The sequence below is a fragment of the Bacillus sp. EB106-02-03-XG38 genome (assembly GCF_058792175.1).
Genome location: NZ_JBYTED010000004.1, coordinates 59,994 through 83,886 on the forward strand (window position 1 = coordinate 59,994; position 23,893 = coordinate 83,886).

Consider the following 23,893-nt stretch of genomic DNA (forward strand, 5'->3'; position numbering starts at 1 on the left):
CCTATTTTAACAAAATGTAAGTTTCCTTAAATCTTCATTAATACTGTGTAGAATACGTTTTGAATTAGGTCATTGTATTGTAAAATAAGAAGTAAGCTACTATAAGGTCTGCTAAGGGAGACATATAATAAGTTTATAAAAATCTTTATATGAATGAATAATTAAAGGTAGAGAAGAGAGAAAAAATCTACTTATTAACGTTTTACTTTATAGGACAGGAGAGAGTACTCGTCGATTATGCAAATAAAAAACCTGTTTCAAAGCAAAGGATTTCAGAGGTTACTCGTATTAGTAATACTTGCTCTCGTGTTATACGGGCTGCAAAGTATGTTGAATTTAATTTTAATTACGTTTATTCTCACGTATTTAATGGATCGATTCCAAAAGTTTATTTCTCGTAAATTAGATCATTTCATGCCCATTAATAGGAAAATTATTATAGCATTTCTATATGTAATGTTAATTGGTGGAATTGCTATTACGCTATTTAAATATTTACCAGTATTAACGATACAAATTTCACAATTAATTTATCAATTTAATGTATTTTTAAGAAACCCACCAGATAGTGAATTAATTAAGTATGCAGTGAATGCTGTCAATCATATGGAACTTTCGAAGTATGTAGGACAAGGCGTTGACATTTTGTATAAATCGATTACGAATGTTGGGAAATTTGGCCTTCAAGTGTTACTTTCTTTAATTTTAAGCCTATTTTTCTTATTGGAGAAAGCTCGTATCGTTGCTTTTACTTCAAAATTTAAAGAAAGCCGACTTGCAATTTTTTATACTGAAATTGAGTACTTCGGTAAGAAATTCGCACGTTCATTCGGAAAAGTAATCGAAGCACAATTTTTAATTGCAGTTGTTAACTGTGTTCTATCCGTTATTGCACTATGGATATTAGGATTCCCGCAATTATTAGGTTTAGCGTTAATGATCTTCTTACTCGGCTTAATTCCAGTAGCTGGGGTTATCATTTCGTTATTCCCACTTTGTATGATTGCTTACAATATCGGCGGTATTATGTACGTTGTCTATATTTTAGTTATCGTAACAGTCATTCATGCGCTTGAAAGTTACGTGTTAAATCCAAAGTTCATGTCGCAAAAAACAAACTTACCGATTTTCTATACATTTATGGTATTAATCTTCTCAGAACACTTCTTAGGTGTATGGGGATTAATTATCGGTATTCCAATCTTCATTTTCTTATTAGATGTATTAGATGTGACAAGTGATGAAATGGAGAAGGATGTTGGAACAAAATAAAGTGAAGAAAAGAAAAAGCATCGATTTTCGATGCTTTTTCTTTTATAACATGATGTTCCTTATGACATACTGTAAGAAGAACATAGAATAGGGGTGAAAGAATGGCTGTAAATGAAAAGGTTGAGTTAGCTACATTTGCTGGAGGGTGCTTCTGGTGTATGGTTTCACCATTTGAAGAGATGGAAGGAATTATAGAGGTCGTTTCTGGCTATACAGGTGGTCATAAAGAGAGTCCAACATATAAAGAAGTATGTTCAGAAACGACGGGACATTATGAGGCAGTACAAATTACATTTGATGCAAATAAAATGCCGTATGAAGAGTTATTAAGTATATATTGGAGACAAATTGATCCGACTGATGTAGGTGGGCAATTCCATGACCGCGGACAGTCTTACGAAACAGTGATTTTTTATCATAATGAAGAACAACATAAAAAAGCAATTGTTTCAAAAGAAGAGCTTGCAAAGAGTGGACGCTTTTCAAAGCCAATTGCGACAAAAATATTGCCAGCAGCTACGTTTTATCCAGCTGAAGACTATCACCAAGGATATCATAAGAAAAATACATTCCGTTACGAGCTATACCGTAAAGGCTCGGGACGAGATGCTTTTATTAAGCAACATTGGCCAAAAGATAATGCTCATTTAAAAGAAAAACTAAATGAGATGCAGTTTTATGTAACGCAGGAAAATGGTACAGAACCACCATTTCGAAATGAGTATTGGAATCATAAAGAAGAAGGCCTTTATGTAGACATCGTTTCAGGAGAACCGTTATTTACTTCTTTAGATAAGTTTGATAGCGGGTGTGGATGGCCTAGTTTTACGAAGCCAGTTATGTCAGCTAGTGTGAAAGAAAAAATGGATGTAAGTCATAATATGACGCGTACAGAAGTGAGAAGTAAGGAAGGAGATTCACATCTTGGACACGTATTTCCAGACGGTCCAGGACCAGAGGGGCTTCGCTACTGTATTAATTCCGCAGCCCTTCGATTTATTCCAAAAGAGGAATTAGAGAAAGAAGGCTATGGTGATTTCTTAATCTTATTCGGAAATAAAAAATAACCTCGCAGTTAGCGAGGTTATTTTTTATTATTTTGCTTTTTTCTTTTTGAACTTGCTTAATACTTCATAAACGATTGGGACAATAAGAAGTGTTAATAACGTTGAACTTGTTAATCCACCAATTACTGTTACACCAAGCCCTTTAGAAATTAAGCCGCTACCTTCAAATCCTAATGCAAGCGGGATAAGAGCCCCGATTGTTGCAATTGCAGTCATTAAAATCGGGCGAAGGCGTGTTGCACCAGCTTCTAATAAAGCTTCACGTGTTGATAGCCCTTCATTTTCTTTATGAATAACGCGGTCGATAAGCACGATTGCGTTTGTTACAACGATACCGATTAACATAAGCGCACCGATCATTGCAGATACACTTAATGTTTCACCAGAGATTAATAAGGCAACAAGTGCTCCGATAATTGTAAATGGTAGCGAGAATAAAATTGCGAATGGTGCAAGGGCACCGCCAAATGTAACGACAAGAACGAAGTATACAATGGCAATCGCAGCTAACATTGCTAAGCCAAGTTGCTTGAATGATTCTTCAATATCTTTTGTAACGCCGCCCATAGAAACATCTACGCCAGAAGGAAGATCCATTTTATCTACTTCTTTTTGAACGGCGGCAGATGCTTTTGAAACGTCATCAGATGTTAGTTTTGCGCTTACTTCTGCATAAACACGACCATCGCGGTGTTTCACTGTATTTGAAGTTTCCCCTTCTTTTACAGTCATCACATCTTTCACAGCCACTTCATTACCGAGTGGTGTTGTAAGCTTTCGATTTGTTAAGTCATCGATTGTTTCATATTGTTGTTTTTCAGCTTCTACATATACATTGACGTCTTTACCGTCTTTTTTAATTGTTGTGAGAACAGGGCGATCATGTTGATTAGAAAGTCCCATTCCAATTTGCGCAGCTGTTAGACCCATTTTACTTAGTTTTTCCTGATCTGCGACTAAAGTGTACTCGGCATACGTTTTTGCGATACTAGAGTCTATATCTTTTAAGTCTTTATTTTTCTTCATGATATTTTGAATATCTTTTACGACAGGCTTAATGTCTTCCGAGCTATCCCCGTAAACGTATAGTTTAATTTCGTTACTACCGCCACTTGCTCCGAAATCTTGGTTTTTCCATTCGCCTTTTCCAGACATTTTTTGTAGATCTTTAACGACTTGCTCTTTCTCTTTTTCGAAGTTTTTCGTGTCGTTATCATATTGTACGAAGAACATTGCCTGATTTGATTGACCAGGACTCATTGGGTTTTCGCCACCTAATGAGAATTGAATTGTTTTGACGTCTTTATTATCTTGGAAATGCTTCTCAGCTTTCGTTGCAATTTTTTCAACGTCTTCTAACGTTTGACCTGGTTCAGGGTTGTACGTTGCAATGATCATTTTTTCTTCTTCAGATGGTAAGAAGCTTACACCGATAATTGGCACAAGTGCAAGACTACCAACTAATAGAAGGACAGCGATACTTGATGTAATGATTTTATGATTTAAAGCCCATGCAAGTATACGTTTATAACCGTTTGCTAATTTACTTGGCTTTTCTTCATGATGTACTTCTTTTTCCCTCAAGCTCTCTTTCTTAAATAAAGAGTGAGCTAGCATTGGTACGATTGTAACTGCTACTAGTAACGATGCTAATAAAGCGAAGACAATAGTTAAAGCGAATGGTAAGAACATTTCACCAATCATACCTTTTACTAGCCCAAGCGGTAAAAATACAGCAATTGTTACAATGGTAGAAGACATAATTGGGATAAACATTTCCTTCGTAGCTTCACGAATTAAATCTTTCCCGCGCAACTTTTCTTCTGATAATGACATACGTCGGTAAATATTTTCAATAACAACAATGGAGTCATCCACAACACGCCCGATAGCCACTGTCATTGCTCCGAGTGTCATAATGTTAAGTGTAATATCCATTTGTTTTATGACTAATACAGCAATTAATAAAGAAAGTGGTATGGAAACGACTGAGATTAATGTTGTTCGGATATTTCGTAGGAACAGCATAATAATAACAATCGCGAAGATAGCACCGAAAATAGCTTTGCTTAGCATTGTTTCTACTGATTTCTCGATAGGTGCACCTTGGTCAAATGTTGAAATAATCTCTAAGCCTTTATACTTTTTCTCAAGTTCTTTTACTTTATCTTTCACTGCATTTACAACATCAACTGTATTTGCATCAGCAGCTTTTACAATTTGAATTCCAATTGCTTCTTTTCCATTTGTACGGGAAATAGATTCTGCTTTTCCGACTTCTTTAATGTCAGCAATTTCATCTAATGTAACTGTCGGAATCCCGTTCATAGTGGCTGGATTCATTTGAGGCATTTGTGCATTAGCACCAGCATTTTGGCTACCTTGACCGCTCGGTGATGAAGGTATAGCCGGGATCTTTAATTCTTTTAATGCTTTCATTGTTGTAATATTTCCATCTACAACAACTGATTTTTCCGTGTCTTTAAATGTATATAAGCCAAGTGGTAAAGATACGTCCGATCCTTTAATTACATTCTTTACAGTATCTTCACTTAGGCCTAATTCTTTCATCTTATCTTTCTTGAAGACAAGTTGTACTTCATCTACTTGTTGACCTGAAATTTGAACAGATGCAACCCCATCAAGTCCTTTTAACCCTGGAACAACATTTTTTTCTACATTTTCAGTTAAGGTAGCTAAAGATTCATTTTTACTTGCTACGCTTAGCGAAATAACAGGAAAGGCATTGAAGTTTACACGTGAAACTTTCGGATCCTTTACGCCTTCTGGCATTTTCACATTTGCGAGAGCTTCTTTAATTTCTGTTTCAGCCTTTTCCATATTTTTATCAAAATCATATTCTACCTGAATAGAAGATGCATTTTGAAAAGATGATGAACTAACAACGTTTACACCACTTAAATTTTGCAGTTGCTCTTCCATCGGTTTTGAAACTTTATCAGCTACTTCTTCCGGCGTAGCACCAGGATAAACCGTAGTTACTGTTACAATTGGTGTTGTAATATCAGGAATTGTTTCCAGCTTCATGTTCAGCCCAGAATAAATACCTGCAATGGTAACGATAATGGTTAGTAGCCAAACCGCGAACTTATTTTTTAACGAGAAATTAATGATTTTGTTCATGTTTGCGCTCCCTTTGTATTGTATTGACCAACTGGTCAGTCTAATACATAATATAACTGACTGATTGGTCAGTAGTCAATGAAAAGAGATGGTATAATAAAAGTGAAACTTTAATCAGTGAATAATTTATTATCTGTAAATAGCGAGATATATTTATGGTAAGATGCGAGATTACATTTAGGAGAGACAATATGAAAGAAAAAGAGCGCTTAATTATAGAGTTGGCTATGAAGTTATTTGCGACTAAGGGTGTAAATGCGACATCAGTGCAGGAAATTGTGACAGCTTGCGGTATATCTAAGGGAGCTTTCTATTTATATTTTAAATCGAAAGACGAGCTTTTATTAGCGACACTTCGATATTATTATGACAAGATTCAAAATAAAATGATAGATATTGAAAAAGAATCGTTATTGCCGCGTGAAAAATTCACAAAGCAATTGCATTGTCAGTTTAACGATATACAAAAGCATAAAGAATTTATTATTATGCATGCACGTGAAAATGCTATTCCTTTTAATAAAGATGTGGAAGAGTTTATGATGCGGATGAAATTGGAGTCCCATGCATTTTATCGGAATAGTTTATTGTCCATTTATGGTGAAAAGGTTATGCCATATTTATTAGATTTAGTAATTATGGTAGAAGGGATCTACCGCGGATATTTAGAATTAATTATTCTACAAGCTCCAGAAATTGATTTATCTTATGTCTCTGCTTTTATTTTGAAAAGGGTGGATGATTTAGTAGATGGATTGGTAGAATCCTCAGAAGAACCTGTGTTACATGAAGAAAAGCTTGGGGAATTCCTTTGTAAATCAGAGCTTATTAAAGAGCAGGTGAAGGAACATTTTTTAAAGGAAATTATTGTTTTTAAACGCACATTAGCTGATCAACTTGAAGATGAGGAATTGCTTGTTACATTAGATGTCTTGGAGGCAGAAATGAGAATGCAAAACCCAAGAATTCCAGTTATCCAAGGGATGTTGTTTAATTTAGAGGCATATCCAACTTTAAAAGAATTTCGTTTGAGGCTCATGGGCTATTACAATATAAAAAGGTAACAATGATAGTTTTCATTGTTACCTTTTTTATTATGCATTCACTTTTTCTTTTGTTTGTGTAGTCTCTTCTTGCTCAATATTGATTGTCTCTTTTACGATATAAATCGGACGGTTCTTACTTTCGTCATAAATACGAGCAATATATTGGCCAACGATTCCAAGACCAAGCAACTGAATACCGCTAAAGAATGTAATAGCGACCATAATAGATGCCCAACCTGTTTGCGTGCCAGTGCCAATAATTTTCACAGTGATTGTATATAGTAAAACAATTATTGAAATAAGAACAGATAATAAGCCTAAAGTCATAACGATACGTAACGGTTTTGTTGAAAATGCAATAATGCCATCAGATGCAAATTTAATCATTTTCTTTAATGGGTATTTTGTTTCGCCAGCAAAGCGCTCATCGCGTTCATATTCAACATACGTTTGACGGAAGCCAACCCAAGACATCATCCCGCGGATGAAGCGATTGCGCTCAGTCATTTGATTGAAAACATCAGCTATTTTACGATCGATGATTCGGAAATCACCAGTATCTTTTGGGATATCGATATCAGACATGTAGTTTAAGAATTTATAGAAATATTTAGCTGTTAAAAGTTTAAACCAAGTTTCACCTTTACGTTGTTTACGTTTTGCATAAACAACTTCATATCCTTCTTCCCATTTTGCAATAAGTTCAGGAATAACTTCCGGTGGATCTTGTAAGTCTGCATCTATAATTACAATAGCGTCACCTTTTGCAGCAGCAATACCAGCTGTAACGGCTACTTGGTGTCCAAAGTTACGTGCGAAATTAACGATTTTTGTACGGTAATCATTTGCTGCAATCTCAGATAAGATTTCCATTGTACGGTCTGTGCTACCGTCGTTTACAAAGACAAACTCGTAATTAATGTTGTTTTGAAGCATAACGGACTTTAAACGGTTATAACATTCCTGAGCTACTTCTTCCTCGAAGTACATAGGAACTACAACCGAAATTAATTTTTGCATGTTGTATCCTCCGTAGTTTTAATAAGTTTAATTAGTAGCTTTTTCAGTTTGGTTGAATGTCCAAATTTTATTAAGGACAAAATTTATAACCATTCCGACACCAATTGCGAAGATTTGTGCAATTAATGTATTAAAGGTAAGTTTATCTACTAATATAAATAAACATAATGTATTAAAAGCTAATACAATTAAATTTACAGTTAGAAATTTAAAGAACATTGACGTGCTTTTATTATTAGGTTTAAACACCCAATTCTTGTTCCAATAGTAGCTATTGGCAACACCAATTAAATAGGCAATGGTATTCGCAATCAGGTAGTTCATCCCGAATTTTAATAATATCCAAAAACTAATAATTGTAATGAGCGTATTAAAGATTCCTACTAAACCAAACTTTAAGAGTTTCTCCATAATAGTATCCTCAACTTTATAAAATATATAAATAAAACAGGAAATATAGAAAGGTTCTCCTACATAACAACTATCAATTATATCATAGTTTATAATAAGATGTTATATATTTTGAGTGGATATCATTTCAAGTGATCAAATAAATTTCTCCATAATAAAAATGTTCATTTTAAATTGGTATACTTGGAAATATAAAAGCAAACATGGAAATCATGGTAATATTAATGTATAGTAGCTGGTAGTGTAATTTTTTTAGGAAATATAATGTTTTCCCGTATAAATATGTTAAGGAGTGAGTTTTTTTGGAACGTTTTTCTGGATTGTTTTCAACTTTTTCTACACGTGCCATATTCGGCATTTATAGCTTTTTCGTTGCAATATTAATTTTTGATTATTTTTCCGATACTCAAAAATATAATTATGTAATGATATTAGTTGGAGTTTTATTATTATGTACAATTGGAAACTTTATACTTAGCAGTGGATCGCTATATCTTGAAAGAATAAATGAAAAAATATGTATTTTTGTACTGCTAATTATTTGTTTAGCAGTGAAAACTGCATGGATTGTTACATATAAGATTGATCCGATTGGTGATTATGAAGCCTTTTTTAATACTGCCAAAGCATTAGGTGATAACTTTGTTATTCATGATAGATATGTTGCACTATTTCCACATATTTTTGGTTATGCTTCATTCTTAAGTATCTTCCTAAAAATATTTGGGGCAAACTTTATGATTCCACCAATTATTAATGTTGTTTTAACTACGATTTCGATGGGATTAATATATTTTATAGCTAGAAGAATTGGTGGAGTGAGAACAGCGATAACAGCAAGTGTTTTATGGATTCTCTTGCCATCACAAACGATGTATAACATGTTTGCACTTTCAGAACCGTTGTATTGTACAATACTATTATTAGCTTGGGCAATTATGATAATTGTTTATGATAAAATTGAAAATATAACGATTGCAAAGGTCCTTATGTATTCAATTCTACTAGCTGCATTACTTGTATTAATAAATATGGCAAGACCAATTGCAGCAGTGCCAATTATAGCCTTAGCGATATGGATGTTTATTATAGATACAAAGCATATCGGGAATAAAAAGCTACTTATTAATAAGGTGGCATATGTAGGGGTTATCATTATTGGATACTTAATGATGTCTTCGGCGGCAAATCATTATGTAACATTACGTTTAGGTGAAGAGATAGCAACAGTACCAGGATACAATATCCATGTAGGATTTAATAAGGGAGCCTCAGGAACATGGAATCCAGGAGATTCCGCATTACTATATCATTATAGTGGTCAACCAGGATGGAGTGCTCAGGACGTTCAAAAGCAAATGCTTGAAGAAGCGAAAAAGAGAATTAAAAACGATGATATAGATTTCGGGAAACTAATGTATGATAAATTTATTATCTTCTTAGGAAATGACGATCAAGCTGTTAAATATGCAGATCCAATTATGGACCATAAAGTACGCTATACTATAATTTCTAATGTTTTCTATTACTTTTTACTAGTTACTTCACTGTTCGGAGCGTTAGTAGCTATAAAAAATAAAAATAAATCTTCACTTTTAATTATTTGTTTATATGTGATTGGGCTAACAATGGCACAAATGATAGTAGAAGTAGCACCGAGATATCATTATTCGGCTACAATACCTATGATCTTTTTAGCTGCCTTTGGTATTAAACATATTTACAATAAAAAAAGAATATAAATAAAAAGGCGTAAGCTCGGTATTGCACCGAGCTTACGCCTTTTTTATTTAGCCTTATTTTATATTTTTGTGGCCTTTCTTTTAGGAAGGAGACGATAAACTACATATAGTCCAGAACTTTGAATGATTGTAAAGCTAGGGATGATAAAGTATCGATATCTTGTTTGATATTCAATTAAGAAGTGAATCGTTATATAACCAATTATTAATAATAAAAATAGTGTGTAATGTGTGTTATTTTGCTTAGTTAATACGAGATAAAAAGTTGCTAACGTACCAAATAACATAGTTGTAATATATATATATTTATCGTATGTCTTAAGGTCTTCTTGTAAGGTAATCATATCATTGTCTGTGTTACTTAGTGTTGCCAGACTCCATACTGGAGCGGAATCATAATCTGCCCACATAGTTGTGAATTTATCACCAAATAAAGATAAAACCTTTTGTGGATCAGCTAGTCGTTCTTGAATTAATTCCTTCTCAACGGCTTCTCGTTCTTTTCCAAGTTTAAAGGACATAACATAGTCTACATCTGCTGAAGAATATCCACCTCTTGTTTCGTGATTAAGTCCTACTGTGAATTTCCAGAGAGGATCCCTGTTAGATAGTGGATATTGGGTAATGCCGGCAGATATAAATGAAGAACTTATAATGTAATGAACAAGGTAAAAAATGATGAAAATCCCAGACAATTTTTTTATAGAAGTTAAAATATCCTGTTTTGATTTTCCTAATATACCTTGTAAAAAGACATAAAGAGCTACTGCAATCAAAACTAAAGCGCCAAGTGGACGCATAATATCTCCTAAGGCTAGGCAGATCCCTATAAAAATCCACATATATTTATGCGTTAGGCCTTTTGTAATTAATAAGTAAAATCCAAGATAAAATAGAAATGTGGCAATATGTTGATTCGTTAGTAATGAGCTCAATACAATGCTAGGGATATATAATGCATATAGCAATCCTGCCATTCTTCCAGCCCATTCATTAAAAACATATGAAGTTATTTTGTAAACTAGCCATGTTGTTCCTGTGCAATACATTATATTTAAAAGTTTTAGAAGGAAAGGTCCTTCACCGAATAACTTAATAATGAGTGCTTGATACATTGTAAAGCCAAGTTGATAAACCCATGAAGTATAATAGTCATCTTGTGCAAAACTAAAATCGCCTTTAGTAGCTTGAATAGCACTATTGTACATCACTGAAAAATCTGATTCGATAGGAGTTGGAACGTTGAGAACCCAAATTAATCGAACAGAAAAAGCTAAAATAACAAGTGAAACGGTAAATATAAATGTAGACATATACTTATTAGAAATATAGCCAATAAGCAAAAATAGAAGGCCTATTAGAATAATAATCGAGATAATAATAAAGGAATGTGTGTCGGTTTTTTCTTGAATTATGCCTATTGATTGCCACGTTATAGCAGCAGAAATAATTAGACAAAGTACTAATAAGCACTTTACAAAAAACGTATTAAGTTTTAGGGGGAATGTGCGTTGCATTACTAAAAACTCCTTATCAAATTGCATGGTTATTTTAAAACGAAATCCCTTTACACGTTAAATATTAGTGTAAAGGGATGTTGTTAGGGAATTAAGAATTTTCTTGGGCCCATTTCTCTACATCCCAAGTTTTTGTTACCCAATCTTCATAAAACTCAGGTTCGTGGCATACAAGAAGAATTGTTCCTTTATATGCTTTCATCGCCTTTTTCAGCTCTTCTTTTGCTGTAACATCAAGGTGATTTGTTGGCTCATCAAAGAGTAACCAGTTACTTTCTTCACCCATTAGTTTACATAAACGAACTTTTGCTTGTTCGCCACCACTTAATTGGTTTAGTGGACGAGAGATATGTTCATTTTTTAAACCGCATTTTGCTAACATTGCACGGATTTGATGTTGGTCTAAGCTAGGGAATGTATTCCAAACATCATCAATTGGTGTTATATTATCAGCTTTTACTTCCTGCTCGAAGTATGATGGGTTTAAGAAGTCGCCAAGACTTGTTTTTCCGCTTAATGGTTTAATCTTACCTAAAATTGTTTTCAACAGTGTTGATTTACCGACACCGTTACATCCAACAATTGCAATTTTTTCACCACGTTCAATTGTCATTGTTAATTTTGGTAATAACGGATGTGTATATCCGATCTCTACATTTTCCCCTTCGAAGACAAAGCGACTACTTGCACGACTTTCTTTAAAGGAGAACTCTGGCTTAATAGCTGTTTCAGGGCGATCGATACGCTCCATGCGATCAAGTTGTTTTTGACGACTCTTTGCACGGCCTGTTGTTGAGTAACGAGCTTTATTTTTTGCGATAAAGTCTTCTTGTTTTTTAATAAATTCTCTTTGCTTTTCATAGGCGTTGATATGTTGATTTTTATTGATTTCTGCTAGCTCTAAGAATTTTTCATATGTCGCTGTATAACGCGTCATTTTTGTGAATTCTAGATGGAAAATAACATCGACACATTTATTCATAAATTCCGTATCATGGGAAATTAATAGGAATGCATGTGGATATTCTTTTAAATAATTTGTTAACCAATGAATATGTTCAACGTCTAAGTAGTTGGTAGGCTCATCTAATAGTAGTACTTCTGGCTGTTCAAGTAGTAACTTTGCAAGTAATACTTTTGTACGTTGTCCACCACTTAATGCAGCAACATCACGATCTAGCCCGATTGCGTCAATCCCAAGACCACGCGCTGCTTCTTCAATTTTAATATCTAATAAATAGAAGCCACCTGCTTCAAGAGCATCTTGAATTTCTGCCATTTGCTCAAGAAGTTCCTCTAATTCTTCCGGTGTAGCAGTTCCCATTTTTTCTGTAACTTCATTTAAAGCTTTTTCTTTTTCAAATAAAGGTAAAAACGCATCTGCTAATACATCACGAATCGTGCGGCCAGGTGTTAAAATAGTATGCTGGTCTAAGTAACCGTAATTTGTACCAGGTGTCCATTCAACGCGACCTTCGTCATGGATAAGCTGACCCGTAATTATATTCATAAATGTTGATTTACCAACACCGTTTGCTCCGACTAATCCAACGTGTTCTCCTGCAAGTAAGCGCATGGATACATCTTTAAATAATGTGCGATCACCAAATGTATGGCCTAATTTTTCAACAGTTAATAAGCTCATAATGTCCTCCGTTCATTTCTAAATAGTGTCTTGAATCATGATACTAAATTCTTGGATAGAATGCTATCATTTCCAAAATATATAATGTAATTGAATAGTAGGGTATGTGATTACAACAGGATGACGGGTTGCTGTGATGCGAGAGAAATAAAAAATAAGGTGTAACCATTTCATATAAGTGGTTACACCTTATTTTTTATTTTAAATACCCACGAACAATTCCGCGTAAGCGATTTGCGTGGAATTTGCGCTTATCATTAGAAATATTTTGTGTCATACGGAATGTTGCAGCAGCAACAGCACGCAAGAAATAAGGGAATCCATAGTGTAAGCGAATAACCCGACCAAAACCACCAGCATAAGAAATCGCACGTTTTAATGATTGTTCATTAATAATTTCCTCTTTTACAGGATGGTATACGAACAAATCTTTTCTAAATAAACCAGTATAGTTTTGTTTCATACCGCGTAGTACAAAGTCCGTTTCTTCACCAGCTCCATAAATCGTTCCAGAACCAACACCTAAGTCTTCATCAAATGTACCTACATCTTGCACAAATTGCTTTGTGAAGAATAGTGTGAAAGAAGGTCCCATGAATCCATACTTATTATTTAAAATAATGTCTGTATCCGGTGCGTGTATTAAAGAACCAGTTCCTTCAACATTTGTCGTATTTGTTGAGATGAAATGAACATCTTTATTAGAGTTGAAAGTTTCTAATATACTCTCTAAAACATTTGTTTCATAAATACAATCATCATCTGGAAAAGCGATAAAATCGCCATCTGCTACTTTTAAGCCCGCATTGCGAGCTCTTGATAGTCCTTTAATAGGTGTATAAATGTAATTAATAGAAAATTTATCTTTATATTCATCAAATAAATCAGAGATTGGCGTATCATTTTGGTCTACTACGATAAGTTCAAAGTTTTTGTAAGTTTGTTGTTCAAGTGATTTTAGTAATTCAAGAATATCATCACGTCTGCCACAAGTAGCCATGATTAAAGAAAATTTCAAGTTTAACAGCTCCTTTTAGAGATTGCGTTTAAGCCTTTTTGAATCGTGCTAGTATCTTTTCAAGTAGTGAAAAGAGAATTTCATCCTTTGTTATAAAGAGGATAAGGGCATACGTTAATCCACACGTTATTATTACTAGGATAACTTGTAGTATTTGTCCAGATACGATCATATCAATAACGAATGCTATCGGTATAAATGTTAATGAATAAAATAGATATTTAAGTTTTTGTATATCGAATAACGTATAATTTACTTTTAGTTTCTTTTTCACATAAATATATTCAAATGTGATTAAGAAACAATTCGCAATTGTTGTTGTGAAAATTGCGGTTGTTGGTGTAAGTACATGGAAGAATATGAGTGCAATATTAGATGCCAAGTTGATAAATCCGCAAATGAATAAAAATCGCACTAAAATGTTTTCTTTCTTTTTCACATAAATAATTTGATTCGATAAAATGGATTCAATACCAACTGTAATCATATAGAAGGCGAAAACAATTAATGTATTACCAGCCGCAGCAAAATCTTGTCCACCGTAAATGACAACAGCTCCATGAGCAATGAGCATTAAACCGATTGCAGCAGGGAATAGGGTAATGAAATATACTTTTGAAATTTTGTTTAATAATGATTCGTATTCCATTTCAGATGCGTTCCCTGATAAGTAAGACAGTCTTGGAACGGTTACTTGTACAACACTTAACATAAGTGTATTAATAATCATCATAATTTGAAAAGCCATTACGTAATATGCAACTTCTTCTTTTCCAACATATACTCCTAAAACAAGACGATCTAATTGAGTATATAAAATATTAGCATTTGAAAAAATCAATACTAATAGTAACGGTTTTAAATGAGGAATAATCGTTAAGTCGGAAAAATCAAATTTCACTTGGCGTTTCACATATATAAAGCTAATAGAGTGGTTTAAAAATGTTGATAATACCAATAAACCAGCATATGTTTTGTAATCATCGACCCCATGAATCAAAGAGAAAAGAAGTACGACATAGATTAATCGAACGATAACTGTTTTTTTAGTGATGAAGTCATAATTTTCATATGCTTCATTGAACCATTCCACATAAAACATATTAGATATAAAGTTAAAACCGAAAATAAGAAGAACAGGAAATAGACTTTCATGTCCGAATCCAATATAACTAAAGAGCACAAAGGCTGATAAAGCTAAAATACTAGTTGTGAAGTTAATTACATAGAGACTTGTAAATAACTTAGAAACTTTCTTTTTATCGTTTTTAATTAAGCTAATTTCACGTAAACCATATTGATATACACCAAATACGGCGAACACGAAGAAGTAATTGAAAAAAGTTTCAGCAAGGTTAACGGTTCCGATTGAAGTTGCTCCTAACGTTCGATATGCGTAAGGACCAACTAAAATTGGAAGTATAATATTAAACGTGTTGAGCAGTATTTTATAAAAAATATTTGAAGCAATTGATTTCTGCATAATTTCACCTTTCCATTAAAATAATCCATTTTCATTAAAAATATTTGCTATGTCATAGTAAGGTTTTTAACCACAGTTAATTCTTTCAATATTATGAAGTGTAAGGTGTTTTCTACACGATTTACAAATCCTTAAATTGTTTTGTTAACCACCCGTATAAGTGTACCCTACATAAACTTTGTAAAGCAACTATTGATGGGATAGAACCGTATTATAAATGAGATTTTATGAATTAGAAAAAGTTAATAGCAAACGGGTATGTATAAAAATATTACATAGTGTGTGTGAAAAGGAGTAATGGTTGTATGAAGGTGGGAAGTTGTATATAAAAAAAGAGCGAATACATGATAGTTATTCGCTCAGAAGATGTCTTAGTGGTGAAGGTCTACAAACTCCAAGGTTTACTTAAAGTTAGAACTTCAGCCATTTCTTTGCTTTTTACACGCCCTTTTTTTCTACTTTCTGCACGTTCAGCACCGGTTGTGTGTAGCCAATGTTCTTCTTCCGTTTCGGGTAGTACTTGTGGAACAGAAGAAGGTTTTCCATCTTTTAATGCAACGAATGTGATGAAACATGTTGCAGCTATTCTACGTTCCCCTGCTAATAAATTCTCTGCAATTACTTTTACGAACACTTCCATTGAAGATTTTCCTGTATAACATACGAATGCTTCGTAACAAACAGAATCTGCTTGGTGAATTGGAGTTAAAAAGTCAACAGAATCGATAGACGCCGTTACGCAATGTTTACGGCTATGTCTTGCAGCTGCAATAGAAGCGATACTATCAATTTCTGCTAATAATTTCCCTCCGAAAAGTGTTTGATGATTATTTAAATCATTTGGAAAAACACGTGTTGTTTTAATTGCTTTGGATTCTCGCATGAATTTCTTTTCCATATGGTCAGCCCCTATTTTCTGTTTTCAATCAGAATGACATGTATTGTAAGTGGAGTACAAAAAAATTAAAAATCTATAGATATTTAATGAAGTAAAGAATTCCAGAAGAGGGTTAGCAAAACTTCTGTATTTGTATTCATGTAACTGAAAGAAAATTTATCACTATATAAAATGTAGTGTAAAAGAGGATTCGCTTACATTGCAAGTGAAAAAATTAAGACCCTGTATTTGTCATAGAAATTCCCTATCAGCTGTGTGCCTATTCATGATAGAATCGTTTTGTTATGAATGAAAATAGAGGTGCAATGGACATATGAATCATATACAAACAAATTTTTCGTCTTTTTTCAGTAAAATAATGATTGGTGCGATGCTCGCATTTTTTGTTTATAGTTGTTGGTCTGCGTTTGAAACAAGCAAACAATTTTTTGGAGGCAGTACAACAAGTGTAACAATCGTATTAGTTATTTTTGTTATTCTCATGCTGTTAGTGGCATCGATTTTACAGTATCGTTTTACAGATAAACAATTTCTTATTTTTCTTATTAGTGCATCTATTGTTGTGAGACTTAGTATGGTTTTATTTGTAGATGTCCCGATAATCGGTGATATGGAAGCGATGTTTGAGTCTGCAAAGCAGATTGCGATTGGTAATAGCGTAGAGAATGTAGCGCAATTACCTTTTATTATTTATGAATCAATTATTATTCGTGTATTTGGCGATACAGTATTTGCATTGCAGTTGTTTAATATTTTATTTTGCACAGGAACTGCATTTTTCATTTATCGTATTGCAGCAATGATTTTTGGTGAAGAATGCGGCCGTATTGCGTCTGTGTTTTACGCTTTATATATACCAAATATATTTATGAGCTCCTTATTAACAGCAGAATCTCTTGCAATATTTTCATTTTATTTGGCTTGTTACATACTTTTATATAAAGGTTTAGATCATCCTTACATGTGGGTGCTTTCAGCAATTTTATTTGCATGTAGTAATATGATCCTCCCAATGGGGTTATTTCTTCCTATTTTTATTGCTATATATGTGTTGTTAATTGAACTCTTTCAATCAACAATGAAGCAAAAAGTATTATTAAAGATGATAGGGATACTTATTCTATTTTATAGTGCTCATTTTGGTGTGAGTTATGGAATTCAGACAATGGGAATGGCACAATATACAATTTCAAATGAGACGTATGTTCAATCTGTTTTAATTGGAAAAGGTAAAAATGAGGAAAAAATAATTAAGAATCAAAGCGTAACAGAGCACATTGATCAAAAGCTAAAAGAAATTGAAGAAGAAAGATTTACACTTTTAAAGCCAGTAATAAATCAATTCTCAGGCGAGGGAATACATTCCGTTCTATTTAAATGTGAAAAACTTATATACATAGCGGTAACATTGTTTATGGCGATAGCTTTATTACATTTTCTTATTAAGAAACAACAAAACGAAGGGTATATGTTGCTCTTGTTGTTAATTAGCGGATATGTATTGTTAAGACTCTTCCAAGTAAATATGGCATACTACAATCTTATCGTGCCAGCCTTGTTTATTTTGCAAAGCTTTGGTGTTTATATGAGTTATGTGTACTGTCAAAAAATATTCTTCAGAAAATAAAAAGAATCCAGTTTGGATTCTTTTTTTCATGGAAGATGAGGACTGAGAGTCAGCAGAGATGAAGAATCTCTACTGACATAAGCTTCACTCTATCGGTTTAATTCTAGTTGTAAACTATCAGCTGTTAGAGCCATTTGTGAGGAATCTTCCTGAATTCCTTTCATTACTTGTGAAATAGTTTCTAACGCATTTTCAATTTTTTTATTCTGTTCTTTCGAGTTAGACATATCCTTTACAATTTCTTGGAAGTATTGATCTGTTGCAGACATGCTATCCGTTCCTTCAGATACGAGGGAGCTAATTTGTTTCACTGAAGAAGAGACACGAATAATTTGTTCATTTGTTTTTTCGACGAGCTTTGTAACGTTGAATATAGATTCTTTCGTTTGCTCTGACAACTTTCGAATTTCTCCAGCTACAACGGAAAAGCCTTTGCCAAATTCCCCAGCTCGTGCAGATTCAATGGCAGCATTTAGTGCGAGTAAATTTGTTTGCTCTGCAATGGATTTTACAATATCTATAATTTCGTTAATTTTGTTAGAAATATCAAGAAGTTCATGAGTATCTGTAATAATCGTTTCCATGTTCGCTTGAATGTATTCCATTCGTTTATTTTGCTCATTTAATTGCTCTTTACCTTTATTCGCTTTTTCTTCTGATGTTGTAGCTAATGATGTACCTGTTTTGGCAATTCCTACAATCGTTTCAGATTTAGCGGTTAACTGTTGAATAGAAGCGCTCGTTTTCTCAGATACAGATGCTAGTTCTGTTGCAATATGTGTAATTGTCATAGCTGTTATTTCTTTTTCTTTTTCATGTTCCTTTTGCATTCTTTCGTATTCAGATTCATAAGCCGCAAGAACAAGCTCTTGTTCAAGGGCGAATAATTTATTTATTACGTTTATAGAATAAGAAAAATCGTCAATTGTTTTAATTTTTGTTTGTAAAATCTTCATGATAGAGCGGAATAATTCTTGATAAGCGGCAGTATACCATTTTCTATGTAACCCAATTTGTACATGTCTTTTGGCAATTCGAACACGTTGTTCAATAAAGTCTTCATGCATATCTCCGCTAAATAATTCTTTTATATGTGTTTTTAAAGTTTGCTTTAATTTGGGAATAGAGCTGTAACGCTCAATAACCGTAATTAAATTAGGCTGTTTTGTAATATTGGCATAGAATTTTTCTGTAATCCAATCAATTTCTTCATAAATAAAGGGCTGTAGTACCTTTACAATTTGTAAATCTTCTTTTGAAATATGTAGCATATCCATTTGAATTTTCAGTTCAGAATTAGTAGGCACGTTAAAAGTAATTTTTTGATCCTTACTTAATTCCATTATACTAGTATTTGTTTTATTGGTATGTTTTTTAAAAACCCCAAGCATCGTTCTTCCCCCTGTTTGTAAAGCGTTTTCATTTTTTAGTTCTAATATAATTATATATATTTATATATAATTACTCTATATTAGTGTGTAGAATAGTATATAAATTAAGAGAATTCCAGGTAGAATTCTCTTAATGACCCTTATTGATTTTAGCATGTGTTTTAAAGAAAACAGGGAAATGTACATTATATATGACAGTGACAACACGAATAATGAATGTTACTAGTAAACAAACATAGAAAGCTAATACGTGTGCCCCCATTGAATATGTGACTAGGAAACTAATTGCCCCTAAAATAGAAGCGATTGCGTAAATTTCTTTTCGGAATACGTAGGGGATATCTTGAGCGCAAATGTCACGCAAAATACCGCCTCCAATACCTGTAATGACTCCCATTGAAACAACTAAAAATGAGGCGTCAACATGATGTGACATTGCCGCATTTGCACCAATAGCTGTAAAAACACCTAAGCCAACAGCATCAGAAAGCATAATAACGACTTGCAGTTTATTGATACGTTCAAAAAACATACAAGTAAATAATGCTGATAATACGCTTACGAAAAAGTAAATGGGTTTAACAAATGCGACGGGAGGCAGGTTACCGATCATAATATCACGAATAATACCGCCGCCGAGCGCAGTAGCTACAGCTAAACAAAGGACACCGAATAAATCTAAATCTTTTTTTAAACCAACTAATGTACCGGAAATAGCAGCGGCGATAATGCCAAGAAACGTAAATATGTCGATTAATAACATTGCTGTAATCCCTTCCTCCTAAAGATGTTCCAGAGAAAAAATATACACTAAAGTTATGTAAATAACAATGCATTTTCGTTACATGTAGAAAAAAAGAAAAAATGAGGAAAGAAAGCGCTTGAAAATGCAAATATGCTTTTTCTATAAGGGTAAGGTTAGAGAGAAATGTGAGACGTTTAATTAAAAAATATATGTTATAATAAATATTTGAGATAAGAAAAAAATATTAACTGTATAGATTGAAATTAGGTAATAGTTATGGAGGTCCTAGATGTTAAGCGAAAATAGTAAAAGTAATAAATTTGAAAATTTTCTACTAATCTTTATTTTGTTGCAACCGATTTTAGATTTGCTTACAGCGTTCTGTATCATGGTTTTAAAAATTGATACGACCATTGGAGTTATTACACGCTTATTCGTTATGTTCTTAGGCGGGATATATATTTTAATTCAAACGAAGAAACAAGGAAATATAAAATATATATTGTATATAATCTTAGTAGGAATAGTCTTCACTATCGGATTGGTAAATAACAAATTTACAAAAAACCCTATGGTACTTACAGAAGAAATTAAGTTTATAGCAAAAGCTTTATATCCGTTTGTTATGCTTACTTGTTATGTGTTTGTATTTAAGTCTTTAAAAGAAAAAAGCCATTCGAAAATGCGTAACTATATTACGTATGCATCGCTAATTATAGGCGTAGTAATGGTAGCTTCGATTACTACTGGCACAGATTATAATAGTTATGAATGGGTAAAGTTAGGATCACGCGGTTGGTTTTATGCAGGTAACGAGCTAGGATCTATTTTAGCTATCATGTGTCCAATTGTTATTTTGTACTCAATTGAAAAAACAAAAAGTATAGGTAAAGCGTACTATTGGATTCCTTCAATTTTAGTTGTTTATTCACTATTTGCAATTGGGACAAAGGTTGGCGTAGGAGCAATCTTTGGATCAATGGCTATCGCAGTTGTTATGTGCTTTATTCAGGCATTTACACAACGTAAAGATGGAAAGAAACATGCCTATTTATTAAATGGTTTTCTTGCAATGACTGTATTTGTAGGCATATTGGCATATACACCTTTTTCACCATTTATGAAAAATATGGGATTCCATTTCCAATTAATTGAACAAGAACAGAGTGCGAAAAAGGAAGAGAAAAAGAAGGAGGAAGCTAAAGAACATAAACCTCCTGTGACAGAGCAAGAAAAAGAGAAAGAAAAGGCAAAAGAAAAAGTAGCGGAGAAGAAAGAAGAAACGCAAGCTCTTATTTTTAGTGGGCGTCAATTATTTGAGCAAATGTATAAAGATTTCTATAATGAAGCCCCAATGTCTCAAAAATTATTAGGAATGGGTTATGCTGGTAACTATAAAGAACAGCCGAAATTAATTGAACGTGACTTCCACGATTGGTTCTATTCTTTCGGAATCATAGGGTTCATTTTACTTGTAATTCCATTCTTATACTTCGGTATTAAATTTATTGTATGTGTATTTACTAAATTTAAAGAAATATTCACCGTGAAATATGCAATGGTGATTGCAGCGTTATTTCTCGGATTAGGTATTTCATTCATGGCTGGTCATATATTAATTGCCCCTGGTGTGAGTTTCTACTTAGTGGTAATTATGGCATATTTAATAGTTGACTTGGAAATTGAATGATAGAAAAATAAAAGCTAGCATATGTTAGCTTTTATTTTGTTATAGTAAATAAAAAGAAAAAAATGGGGGATGTAAGAAATGAAAGTGTTGCATATGAATGCTGGTGCAGAAGAAGGTGGGGGGAAAACACATATTATTTCACTTTTATCTCAGTTTTCAAAGGAAGAAGTGGAATTAATGGTATTTGAAGAAGGTGCGATTGCTAGAGAGGCGAGAAACCTTGGTATTCAAGTGCATGTTTTTACTCAATCATCTCGGTACGACCTATCAATTCTTTCAAAAATAAAAGCATTTATTAATGAAAATCAATTTGACATTGTGCATACACATGGCGCACGAGCAAATTTCTATCTCTCCCTCTTGAAAAAAGGTATAAAAGCGAAATGGATAATGACTGTCCACAGTGATCCAACTTTGGATTTTATGAAGAGGGGATTAAAAGGATGGGTATTTACGAAGTTAAATTTACGTTCTTTCAGGAAGGTAGATTTGTTCTTTGCAATTACGGAGAACTTTAAGAGAAATATAATAAAACTAGGTGTACCAGAAGAGAAGATTTGTACGGTTTATAATGGGATTGAGTATGATAATACGCCAGTAAAACCTTATGATAAGAGTGAATTTGACATCGGTGAAGGAGTATTTACAGCCATTCAAGTAGCGCGTCTTCATCCTGTTAAAGGTCATGATATTTTATTTGAAGCGTTGCAAAAAATTAAAATTCCAAAAATAAAAGTGCTCTTACTTGGTGACGGGCCTATAGAAGCAGAATTAAAAGAGATGGCGAAACAAAAGGGCGTAGAGGATAAAGTGATGTTTCTAGGTTTTCGTACAGATTCAAAAGAATTATATGCATCTGCACACATTAATTTGCTAACCTCTTATAGCGAAAGTTTCCCTCTCGTTTTATTAGAAGCAGCTAATCAACGTTTAACATCTATTGCAACAAATGTAGGCGATATGAAAAAGTTAATAGTTGATGATACGTATGGATGGATTGTACCGATTGGTGATGCAGATTCGTTAGCAAAAGCGTTAGAAAATGCTTACGAAAAATGGTTGAATGGTGAATTAGAGGCGATGGGAAATCGTTTATATACTCACGCATCTACTCATTTCTCGCTAAAGAATTTGTATGAAGATACTTATAATGCATATAAAAAACTTTTACTGAAATAGAGAGGATAGTTAATCATGGAAGTAAAAACGGTTGATATTCTAGGTGTTCCTTTTTCTACAATGACAATGGATGAAACAATCCAATATTTGAAGGGTCAACTAGAATTGGAGCGAACGCATACTTTTCAGGTAGTAACAGCAAATCCTGAAATTGTTATGTGTGCAAAAAAGGATGAAGCATTCCATAAAACATTATTAAATACAGATTTAATTACACCTGATGGTATTGGAGTTGTAAAAGCAAGTGGTATGTTAGGTACACCTATAAAGGAACGTGTAGCAGGTTTTGATTTAATGTGTAATTTATTTGCGAAGCTATCAGAAGAGAATAAACCAGTATCTGTTTTCTTACTTGGTGCAAAACCACATGTTGTACAAGCTGCAGCAGATCATTTAACGAAGACTTATTCAGCTGTATCTATTGTTGGTACACAAGATGGGTACTTTAAACAAGAAGAAGAAGAGAGTATCGTTTCTCGTATTCAAGAAGCAAAACCAGATCTATTACTTGTCGCGCTTGGTTTCCCAAGACAAGAGAACTTTATCCAAACTAATAAGCATCGTTTAGAAACGAAGATGGCTGTTGGAGTGGGCGGAAGTTTAGACGTATGGGCTGGAGAGGTGAAACGTGCACCGAAATGGATTCAAGCGATTAACTTAGAGTGGTTTTATAGATTGTGTAGTAATCCAACGCGTTGGCGTCGTCAGTTAGTATTGGCGGAATTTTTAAAAGAAGTCATGCGTTCGAAAAAGTAGCGTCCTATCGCTACTTTTTTTTATTTAGCCATTTTTTATAAAGTGAGGCTTTGTTCATTCACCATTAATTGTTACCCCTCGTTAATTGGAGTTGATTTTCAACCTAACTTCTTTGCTCTAGCTGAATTTTGAGGTAGGAATCTTACTACCCTAAGGTAGTGGGATAAGTATTTTACTTTTCGGGCATGATGAAGGAGAATTTTTTACACGAAAGTATTTTACTTATACAATTCACACATGTA

18 protein-coding genes and 1 pseudogene are annotated in these 23,893 nt (G+C 33.4%); 8 read left to right on the forward strand and 11 right to left on the reverse strand.

Annotated elements, in window-relative coordinates; genetic code table 11:
- The first annotated feature begins 237 nt into the window (after window positions 1-237).
- A complete protein-coding gene (locus tag AC3WTI_RS19095) occupies window positions 238-1,272 on the forward strand; it encodes an AI-2E family transporter (RefSeq protein WP_087959096.1) in 1,035 nt (344 codons plus the stop codon).
- 101 nt (window positions 1,273-1,373) lie between these two features.
- Entirely contained in the window at window positions 1,374-2,339 is a 966-nt protein-coding gene (gene msrB / locus AC3WTI_RS19100) for a peptide-methionine (R)-S-oxide reductase MsrB (RefSeq protein WP_097841590.1), read from the forward strand.
- Between the two features lie 27 nt (window positions 2,340-2,366).
- Here msrB and AC3WTI_RS19105 read toward each other — a convergent pair whose 3' ends face one another.
- Window positions 2,367-5,483, reverse strand: coding sequence for an efflux RND transporter permease subunit (locus AC3WTI_RS19105; RefSeq protein ID WP_097841591.1), 3,117 nt, complete (start codon window positions 5,481-5,483; stop codon window positions 2,367-2,369).
- A gap of 191 nt (window positions 5,484-5,674) precedes the next feature.
- Between AC3WTI_RS19105 and AC3WTI_RS19110 the strand changes: the two genes are divergently transcribed.
- Window positions 5,675-6,547: a TetR/AcrR family transcriptional regulator gene (locus AC3WTI_RS19110; protein ID WP_087959099.1), complete on the forward strand. Its 873-nt coding sequence runs from the start codon at window positions 5,675-5,677 to the stop codon at window positions 6,545-6,547.
- A 30-nt stretch (window positions 6,548-6,577) separates the two neighbouring features.
- Here the strand turns inward: AC3WTI_RS19110 and AC3WTI_RS19115 are convergent, their stop codons facing one another.
- A complete protein-coding gene (locus AC3WTI_RS19115) occupies window positions 6,578-7,549 on the reverse strand; it encodes a glycosyltransferase family 2 protein (RefSeq protein WP_087959100.1) in 972 nt (323 codons plus the stop codon).
- A 27-nt stretch (window positions 7,550-7,576) separates the two neighbouring features.
- Entirely contained in the window at window positions 7,577-7,960 is a 384-nt protein-coding gene (locus AC3WTI_RS19120) for a GtrA family protein (RefSeq protein WP_087959101.1), read from the reverse strand.
- Between the two features lie 302 nt (window positions 7,961-8,262).
- Here AC3WTI_RS19120 and AC3WTI_RS19125 point away from each other — a divergent pair, with 302 nt between their 5' ends.
- A complete protein-coding gene (locus tag AC3WTI_RS19125) occupies window positions 8,263-9,702 on the forward strand; it encodes a glycosyltransferase family protein (protein ID WP_087959102.1) in 1,440 nt (479 codons plus the stop codon).
- A gap of 59 nt (window positions 9,703-9,761) precedes the next feature.
- Here the strand turns inward: AC3WTI_RS19125 and AC3WTI_RS19130 are convergent, their stop codons facing one another.
- The 5 genes from AC3WTI_RS19130 to AC3WTI_RS19150 all read right to left on the reverse strand — a co-directional run bounded on the left by AC3WTI_RS19130 (window position 9,762) and on the right by AC3WTI_RS19150 (window position 16,263).
- Window positions 9,762-11,219 (reverse strand): ArnT family glycosyltransferase, encoded by a 1,458-nt coding sequence (locus AC3WTI_RS19130; protein WP_142305894.1) that lies wholly within the window; start codon window positions 11,217-11,219, stop codon window positions 9,762-9,764.
- A 91-nt stretch (window positions 11,220-11,310) separates the two neighbouring features.
- Window positions 11,311-12,864: an ABC-F family ATP-binding cassette domain-containing protein gene (locus tag AC3WTI_RS19135; RefSeq protein WP_087959103.1), complete on the reverse strand. Its 1,554-nt coding sequence runs from the start codon at window positions 12,862-12,864 to the stop codon at window positions 11,311-11,313.
- A gap of 196 nt (window positions 12,865-13,060) precedes the next feature.
- Window positions 13,061-13,882 carry a glycosyltransferase family 2 protein gene (locus AC3WTI_RS19140; protein WP_097841592.1) on the reverse strand — a complete coding sequence of 274 codons (822 nt, stop codon included), beginning with the start codon at window positions 13,880-13,882 and terminating at the stop codon, window positions 13,061-13,063.
- Window positions 13,883-13,910: 28 nt separating this feature from the next.
- Window positions 13,911-15,365 carry an oligosaccharide flippase family protein gene (locus AC3WTI_RS19145; RefSeq protein ID WP_097841593.1) on the reverse strand — a complete coding sequence of 485 codons (1,455 nt, stop codon included), beginning with the start codon at window positions 15,363-15,365 and terminating at the stop codon, window positions 13,911-13,913.
- A gap of 385 nt (window positions 15,366-15,750) precedes the next feature.
- The gene (locus AC3WTI_RS19150) at window positions 15,751-16,263 is read right to left on the reverse strand and encodes an acyl-CoA thioesterase (protein WP_000412132.1); all 513 of its coding nucleotides are present in this window, start codon (window positions 16,261-16,263) and stop codon (window positions 15,751-15,753) included.
- A gap of 313 nt (window positions 16,264-16,576) precedes the next feature.
- Here AC3WTI_RS19150 and AC3WTI_RS19155 point away from each other — a divergent pair, with 313 nt between their 5' ends.
- Window positions 16,577-17,890, forward strand: a complete 1,314-nt coding sequence (locus AC3WTI_RS19155; protein WP_097841594.1) for an ArnT family glycosyltransferase — start codon at window positions 16,577-16,579, stop codon at window positions 17,888-17,890.
- 89 nt (window positions 17,891-17,979) lie between these two features.
- On the opposite strand, the gene AC3WTI_RS19160 is transcribed toward AC3WTI_RS19155, so the two are convergent.
- The 3 genes and pseudogenes from AC3WTI_RS19160 to AC3WTI_RS19170 all read right to left on the reverse strand — a co-directional run bounded on the left by AC3WTI_RS19160 (window position 17,980) and on the right by AC3WTI_RS19170 (window position 20,044).
- A complete protein-coding gene (locus AC3WTI_RS19160; RefSeq protein ID WP_373408319.1) occupies window positions 17,980-18,720 on the reverse strand; it encodes a methyl-accepting chemotaxis protein in 741 nt (246 codons plus the stop codon).
- 63 nt (window positions 18,721-18,783) lie between these two features.
- A pseudogene (locus AC3WTI_RS19165) lies at window positions 18,784-19,281 on the reverse strand (protoglobin family protein); the annotation flags it as partial.
- Between the two features lie 130 nt (window positions 19,282-19,411).
- Window positions 19,412-20,044, reverse strand: coding sequence for a trimeric intracellular cation channel family protein (locus AC3WTI_RS19170; RefSeq protein ID WP_087959107.1), 633 nt, complete (start codon window positions 20,042-20,044; stop codon window positions 19,412-19,414).
- A 271-nt stretch (window positions 20,045-20,315) separates the two neighbouring features.
- Between AC3WTI_RS19170 and AC3WTI_RS19175 the strand changes: the two genes are divergently transcribed.
- From AC3WTI_RS19175 to AC3WTI_RS19185, 3 genes are all read left to right on the forward strand, one after another.
- Complete coding sequence (locus AC3WTI_RS19175; protein WP_087959108.1) at window positions 20,316-21,716, forward strand: O-antigen ligase family protein; 1,401 nt, start codon at window positions 20,316-20,318, stop codon at window positions 21,714-21,716.
- 78 nt (window positions 21,717-21,794) lie between these two features.
- Window positions 21,795-22,895 carry a glycosyltransferase family 4 protein gene (locus tag AC3WTI_RS19180; RefSeq protein ID WP_087959109.1) on the forward strand — a complete coding sequence of 367 codons (1,101 nt, stop codon included), beginning with the start codon at window positions 21,795-21,797 and terminating at the stop codon, window positions 22,893-22,895.
- 15 nt (window positions 22,896-22,910) lie between these two features.
- Window positions 22,911-23,651 (forward strand): WecB/TagA/CpsF family glycosyltransferase, encoded by a 741-nt coding sequence (locus AC3WTI_RS19185; protein WP_087959110.1) that lies wholly within the window; start codon window positions 22,911-22,913, stop codon window positions 23,649-23,651.
- The last annotated feature ends 242 nt before the right edge of the window (window positions 23,652-23,893 follow it).

Coding starts and splice junctions, on each gene's coding strand:
- AC3WTI_RS19170 (WP_087959107.1), bottom strand. CDS start 20,044: ATGTTATTAATCGACATATTTACGTTTCTTGGCATTATCGCCGCTGCT.
- AC3WTI_RS19105 (WP_097841591.1), bottom strand. CDS start 5,483: ATGAACAAAATCATTAATTTCTCGTTAAAAAATAAGTTCGCGGTTTGG.
- AC3WTI_RS19120 (WP_087959101.1), bottom strand. CDS start 7,960: ATGGAGAAACTCTTAAAGTTTGGTTTAGTAGGAATCTTTAATACGCTC.
- AC3WTI_RS19150 (WP_000412132.1), bottom strand. CDS start 16,263: ATGGAAAAGAAATTCATGCGAGAATCCAAAGCAATTAAAACAACACGT.
- msrB (WP_097841590.1), top strand. CDS start 1,374: ATGGCTGTAAATGAAAAGGTTGAGTTAGCTACATTTGCTGGAGGGTGC.
- AC3WTI_RS19115 (WP_087959100.1), bottom strand. CDS start 7,549: ATGCAAAAATTAATTTCGGTTGTAGTTCCTATGTACTTCGAGGAAGAA.
- AC3WTI_RS19110 (WP_087959099.1), top strand. CDS start 5,675: ATGAAAGAAAAAGAGCGCTTAATTATAGAGTTGGCTATGAAGTTATTT.
- AC3WTI_RS19180 (WP_087959109.1), top strand. CDS start 21,795: ATGAAAGTGTTGCATATGAATGCTGGTGCAGAAGAAGGTGGGGGGAAA.
- AC3WTI_RS19135 (WP_087959103.1), bottom strand. CDS start 12,864: ATGAGCTTATTAACTGTTGAAAAATTAGGCCATACATTTGGTGATCGC.
- AC3WTI_RS19130 (WP_142305894.1), bottom strand. CDS start 11,219: ATGCAACGCACATTCCCCCTAAAACTTAATACGTTTTTTGTAAAGTGC.
- AC3WTI_RS19185 (WP_087959110.1), top strand. CDS start 22,911: ATGGAAGTAAAAACGGTTGATATTCTAGGTGTTCCTTTTTCTACAATG.
- AC3WTI_RS19175 (WP_087959108.1), top strand. CDS start 20,316: ATGTTAAGCGAAAATAGTAAAAGTAATAAATTTGAAAATTTTCTACTA.
- AC3WTI_RS19160 (WP_373408319.1), bottom strand. CDS start 18,720: ATGCAAAAGGAACATGAAAAAGAAAAAGAAATAACAGCTATGACAATT.
- AC3WTI_RS19145 (WP_097841593.1), bottom strand. CDS start 15,365: ATGCAGAAATCAATTGCTTCAAATATTTTTTATAAAATACTGCTCAAC.
- AC3WTI_RS19155 (WP_097841594.1), top strand. CDS start 16,577: ATGAATCATATACAAACAAATTTTTCGTCTTTTTTCAGTAAAATAATG.
- AC3WTI_RS19095 (WP_087959096.1), top strand. CDS start 238: ATGCAAATAAAAAACCTGTTTCAAAGCAAAGGATTTCAGAGGTTACTC.